The organism is Falsiroseomonas sp., from assembly GCF_030695085.1.
Taxonomy (GTDB): domain Bacteria; phylum Pseudomonadota; class Alphaproteobacteria; order Acetobacterales; family Acetobacteraceae; genus Falsiroseomonas.
In genome coordinates, this window is sequence record NZ_JAUYTS010000097.1 from 1 (window position 1) to 5,785 (window position 5,785).

Sequence of the window (5,785 nt, forward strand, 5' to 3'; positions counted from 1 at the left end):
TGGTGGCCCGGTGGCCATCGCGGGGATGATACACCCGATCCCATCCCGAACTCGGACGTGAAACACCCCAGCGCCCATGGTACTGAGCCTTAAGGCTCGGGAGAGTAGGTCGCCGCCGGGCCACCACACCGGAACATCATAGCAAGAACATCACCAACCACCGCGGGGTGGAGCAGCCCGGTAGCTCGTCAGGCTCATAACCTGAAGGTCACAGGTTCAAATCCTGTCCCCGCATCCCAAAACCAAACCCACCCAAACCGCCCAAGGCACACGCCTTGGGCGGTTTCGGCGTTCAAACCAAACAGGCAGGTCAGCCCGCGCCGACCGCCACCTCAAGCCAGCCCCGGCCATCCAGCCAGGCCTCATCGCCAGGCAGCAGCAGCACGGTGGTCGTGTCGCTCTCCACAATCGCTGGACCAGGCAGTTTTTGGCCCGGCGCCAGCGTCGTGAATGCATAGACCGGCAGATCTTCCATCACGCCCGCCACGAAGGCCCGGCGCCTTGCCACCGGCGCTGCCACCGGCGCTGCCACCGGCTGGGGCGGCAGGGTTCGCGCCGGCAACGCGGGCAGGCGGCCAATCGCGGCCACGCGCGCGGTGACCAGAACCACTTCTTCCCCCCGCAGCGCGTAGGTGAACAGCGCCTCATGCCGCGCATGAAAAGTCTCGGCGATGCGGGCGGGCAGGGCAGCCGCATCCCAATCCACCGCGTCCAGCGGCACGCCAATCTCGAACACCTGCTCGCCATAGCGCATATCGGCGCTGCGACGGATCACGGGCGGCGCGTCCATCCACTCGGCCATGCGGGCGCGGGCGGCGGCCTCCAGCTCCGCGAACAGAGCGCGGATGGCGGGCTCATCCGGCAGGCCGGTGGCGCCGATCAGGCTGCGGGAGACTTCGTAGCGCAGATCCGTCTGCAACATCCCCCAGGCGGAGAGGCCCGCGGCCAGCAATGGCACGGCAACACGCGCCATGCCGAGGTCCCGCGCCACCGCGCTGGCATGCAGCCCGGCCGCGCCACCGAAGGCCAGCAGGCAGAACCCGCGCGGATCGACGCCGCGCCGCACGGTGGCAACGCGAATGCCATCCGCCATCGCGATATTGGCCAGCGCATGGATGCCGGCGGCACATTCCGTCACGCCGAGGCCGAGCTGCGCGCCCAGCGCCTCCACCGCGCCCTGCGCTGCCGCCAGGTCCAGCGACCGCCGCCCGCCCAGGAACCGCGATCCGTCCAGGTAGCCGAGCACCAGATTCGCGTCCGTCACCGCCGGTTCCGTGCCGCCGGCGCCGTAGCAGGCTGGCCCGGGCACCGCGCCCGCGCTGCGCGGCCCGACGCGCATCATGCCGCCGGCACCCACATACGCGATGGAGCCGCCGCCAGCGCCGAGCGTCACGATATCCAGGCTTTCCAGCGCGATGCGCTCGCCGCCCACTTGGCGGCCGCGACCCAGCGCGGCTTCCCCGCCCTCGATCAGCGCGACATCGGTGGAGGTACCCCCGACATCGAAGGTTACCAGATCCTGCCCGAGCCCGGCACGCGCCAGCGCCAGCCCGGCGGCGACGCCCCCGGCGGGCCCGGACAGCGCCGTGCCGGCCGCGATCCGCGCTGCTTCCGCCACCGGCGCGACGCCGCCATGGGAGAGGATGACGAACAGGGATTGCCGGAAGCCGGCCTCGGCCAGGCGTGTCTCCAGCCGCCCGAGATAGCGCGCGACGATGGGGCCAACCGCGGCATTCACCACGGTAGTGGAGAAACGCTCGAATTCCTTGATCTGCGGCAGCACGTCCGAGGACAGCGTCACATAGACGCCGGGCAGCGCCGCGCTGGCGGCGGCACCGGCCGCCTGTTCATGCGCCGGGTCGCGCCAGGAATGGAACAGGCAGATCGCCACCGCCTCCACTTGTTCGGTGCGCAGCGTGTCGATCGCGGCGGCGAGCGAGGCCTCGTCTAGCGCCTGCGCCACCTGGCCATCGGCGCGGATGCGCTCCCGCAGCGGCAGGCGCAGGCGGCGCGGCACCAGGGGGGCGGGGGGTGACAGGCGAAGGTCGTAGCGCTCGGGCTTCAGACCCTCCCGCATCTCGATGACGTCGCGATGGCCCTCCGTGGTCAGAAGGCCGATGCGGGCGGTGCGGCGTTCCAGCAGCGCGTTGGTGGCCACCGTGGTGCCATGCACCAGGCGCTCCGTCTGCGCCAGCAATTCGGGCAGGGGCAGGCCGAGCATGCCGGCCAGCACGCCGAGGCCGTCCAGCACGCCGATCGACTGGTCCTGCGGCGTGGTCGCCGCCTTGGCGAGCAGCGTCGCGCCATCAGCGCCGATGCAGACCACATCGGTGAAGGTGCCGCCGACGTCGCAGCCGATCCGGTAGGGGGGGCGCATTATTGGCCGCCCCGATTCAGACCTGCGCGCCCTGCGGCGCTTCGGTCATCGGGCCGCTGGCCGCTCCGGTTCAGACCTGCGCGCCCTTCGGCGTTTCGGTCATCGGGGCGGAGAACCAAGCCCTCGGCCGCATCCGCCGCCCGCGCGGCCGCATGGCGCCGCGCCGGATCGCCCCAGCCGCCGCCGCCGCCGGATCGCACATGCAGCACGTCGCCCGGGGCAAGCTGCACGCCGGTCTCCTTGGTCCGCAGATCGCGCGGCGTGCCCGCGGTGGGGATCAGCGTGTAGCGATGCGGCGCGCCATCCGCCCCGCCGAGCATCCCCGCCGCGCCATGGCGCGCGCCATCGCCGGCTGTGTTGGCCCGCGCCGGCCCGGCGGTTTCCACCACCAGCTCCAGCTCTCCCCCCAGCCCACCGCGATACTGGCCATCCCCCGCCGAGCCGGCGAGGAATTCATGGCGGCGGAAGAACAGCGGGAAGCGGGCTTCCGCCATCTCGACGCTGCCGAATTTCAGCCCGCCGGCGGAATGCCATTCCCCTGCGCCGGACCAGCCATCGCCGGTCGCATGACCGCCGCCGCCGGGGCGGGCGTGGAACAGGTGCCAGACGAATTTGCGTCCCGCCCGCCGCGGGTCTTGTCCCTGGATGGCAATCCGAAAACGGCGGCCCCAGCCGCCCATGGCGCGGGTCGGGCAGGCATGGGCCAGCGCCTTCACCACCGCCTCCACGATCTCGTTCGAGCAATGGCTGGTGCACAGCGTCACCGCGGCGCCTTCCGCCGCGCGCACCACCGTGCCCTCCGTCGCCAGCACGGTCAGCGGCCGGAAGGCGCCGTCATTCTTCGCGACCTCCGGGTCCAGCAGATAGGCGAGCGCCATCCGCACGGCGGAGACGGTGTTGGGCCAGGAGGAATTGACGAAGCCCAGCGTCTGCGGGTCGCTCGCCGTCAGGTCGACGGTCAGCGCGCCGCCCTGCTTGGTGACGGTGGCGCGGATGGTGATGTCCTGCGCCCCATGGCCGTCATCATCCAGCACCGCCTCGCCCTGCCAGGTGCCGTCGGCCCAGGTGGCGATGATGCGGCGCGCATGGGTCTCCGCCAGATCCAGGATGGCATCGGTGGCGGCGTTCAGCTTCGCCGCGCCATGGCTGGCCAGCAGTGCCTCCAGCCGTTTCGCGCCGAGCCGGGCGGAGCCCCACATGGCCATCAGGTCGCCGCGAAAATCCCGCGCGATGCGGGTGTTCAGCGCCAGCATGTGCACGAGGTCCTCGCGCAGCGTGTCGCCCTCGCCCAGGCGAATCGGCGGAATGCGGATGCCTTCCTGCCAGATCTCGGTGGCGGAGGGGTTGTAGCCGCCATGGGTGGCGCCGCCGATATCTGATTGGTGGGCGCGGACCACGCAGAGAAATACGAGCGCCCGCCCGTCCCGATGATCCGAGGCCGCAGGCCGAGGGTCTGAATCGGGCCGGGGCCCGTCAAAGACGGGCAGCACGATCGTCAGGTCGGGAAGATGGCTGCCGCCATGCCAGGGGTCGTTCAGCAGAAAGCAGTCGCCCGGCCGCATCTGCCCTGGAAACGCCTCCAGCACCGCTTCCGCCGCGAAGGGCATGGCGCCGACATGCACCGGGATGTGGTCCGCCTGCGCCACCAGCCGGCCGCGCGCATCGCATAGCGCGATGGAGAAATCGCGCGACGAATTCAGGATCTGGGAGGTCGCGGTCCGCAACAGAGCCTCCCCCATCTCCTCCACCACGGCGCGGAAGCGGTTCTCGAGGACGGCGAGGGTCACGGGATCGGGTGTCGGCATGTCGCAACGGTCCTGCCTGACGTGCGGCGCGTCAAGCCGGGCAGGGTTGCGGCGGGTGGTCTGGCGGGCGCGGCAAAGCGGTCGCATCATGCGGGACAATGGAACGTCCCGGCACCCTGACCGAGCTTCTGGCGCGCAGCGCCATCGCGCATCCCGATGCCCCGGCTTTCCCGGGCCTCACCTGGGCGCAGGCGGAGGCGCAGGTGTGCCGCCTGGCGGGCGGGCTGGCCGCGGCGGGGATCGGGCCGGGCGACCGGGTGGCGATCTTCCTGCCAAACCGGCCGGATTTTCTGCTGCTGCTGTTCGCCCTCGCCCGGCGCGGCGCCTGTGCGGTGCTGCTGAATACGCGGTTCCGGGCGCTGGAGGTCGGCAACCTGCTGGCCCGCGCGCAGCCCAAGGCGATCGCCGTCGCCCGCGATTTCGCGGCCGTGGATGCCGCCGCCGTGCTGCCCGACCGGCCGGGGTCGCTGCGGATGGTGCTGGGCATGGATGGGTTGGGGCAGGGCTCCCTCGCGGGCCTGCCGGTGGTCACGCGGAATACGCTGCTGGACGGGCCGGAGGCGCCGGATCTGGCGACGCCGGAGGCCGAATGCCTCACCTTCACCACCAGCGGCACCACCGCCGGCCCGAAGCTGGTGCTGCACCGCCAGGCCTCCATCGCCGGCCATGCTGCGGATGTGGCCGCCGCGATCGGCACGGATGCGCCGGGTGCCGCGATGCTCGCCGCCGTGCCGTTGTGCGGCACCTTCGGGCTGAGCGCGGCGCTGGCGGCGGTGGCGGGCGGCGCGCGCATCGCCTGCATGGAAAAGCTGGATGCGCCGGCCGCCGATGCGCTGATCCGGGCCGAGGCCATCACCCACATGGTCGGCGGCGATGAATGGCTGCTGCTGCTGGCGGATGCCGCCGCCGGCCGCCCCTACGCCCCCTTCCACTTCACCGGCTATGCCAGCTTCCACGGCCAGGCGGAGCGCGTGATGGCGGCCTCCGACGCGCTCGGCCTCGCCGTTCGCGGCGTCTATGGCAGTTCTGAGGCCCAGGCCCTGTTCGCCGGCCAGAACCCCGCAGGGCAGCATCGCGCGGTGGGCGGCGGCGCGCCGGTGAGCCCCGAAGCCGGGTGGCGCATCGCCGAGGATGGCGAATTGCTGCTGCGCGGCCCCTCCCTGTTCGACAGCTATCTCGGCAATCCGGAAGCTACCGCTGCCGCCCGCACCCCGGATGGCTGGTTCCGCAGCGGCGATCTGGCGGAGGCGCAGCCGGATGGCGGCTTCGGCTTCCAGACTCGCCGCGGCGATGCGCTGCGGATCGGCGGCTTCCTGGTCTCCCCCGAGGAGATCGAGGGGTTTCTGCAATCCCAGCCCGGCGTCGCCGCCGCGCAGGTGGTGGAGGCGGGCGGCAAGCCCATCGCCTTCATCATCCCCGGCGCGGGCTATGACGAAGCTGCCCTGATGGCCGCGTCACGCAAGAATCTGGCACGGTTCAAGGTTCCGGCGCGGATCGTGGCGCTGGACGCCTTCCCCGTGGTGGATGGCCCGAACGGCCCGAAGATCCAGCGCGCCCGATTGCGGGAGATGGCGGCCGGGTGAGCGGCACGGCCCCCAAGCTG

3 protein-coding genes, 1 tRNA gene and 1 rRNA gene are annotated in these 5,785 nt (G+C 71.8%); 3 read left to right on the forward strand and 2 right to left on the reverse strand.

Annotated elements, in window-relative coordinates; genetic code table 11:
* The first annotated feature begins 6 nt into the window (after positions 1-6).
* Positions 7-121, forward strand: a 5S ribosomal RNA gene (rrf, locus tag Q8S40_RS11725).
* A 40-nt stretch (positions 122-161) separates the two neighbouring features.
* Positions 162-235 (forward strand) — tRNA-Met (locus Q8S40_RS11730).
* Positions 236-310: 75 nt separating this feature from the next.
* On the opposite strand, the gene Q8S40_RS11735 is transcribed toward Q8S40_RS11730, so the two are convergent.
* A complete protein-coding gene (locus tag Q8S40_RS11735; protein WP_305670546.1) occupies positions 311-2,377 on the reverse strand; it encodes a hydantoinase/oxoprolinase family protein in 2,067 nt (688 codons plus the stop codon).
* Positions 2,377-4,164: a hydantoinase B/oxoprolinase family protein gene (locus Q8S40_RS11740; protein WP_305670547.1), complete on the reverse strand. Its 1,788-nt coding sequence runs from the start codon at positions 4,162-4,164 to the stop codon at positions 2,377-2,379. Before Q8S40_RS11740 ends, Q8S40_RS11735 begins: the two co-directional genes overlap by 1 nt.
* A gap of 116 nt (positions 4,165-4,280) precedes the next feature.
* Between Q8S40_RS11740 and Q8S40_RS11745 the strand changes: the two genes are divergently transcribed.
* Positions 4,281-5,765 carry an AMP-binding protein gene (locus Q8S40_RS11745; protein WP_305670548.1) on the forward strand — a complete coding sequence of 495 codons (1,485 nt, stop codon included), beginning with the start codon at positions 4,281-4,283 and terminating at the stop codon, positions 5,763-5,765.
* The last annotated feature ends 20 nt before the right edge of the window (positions 5,766-5,785 follow it).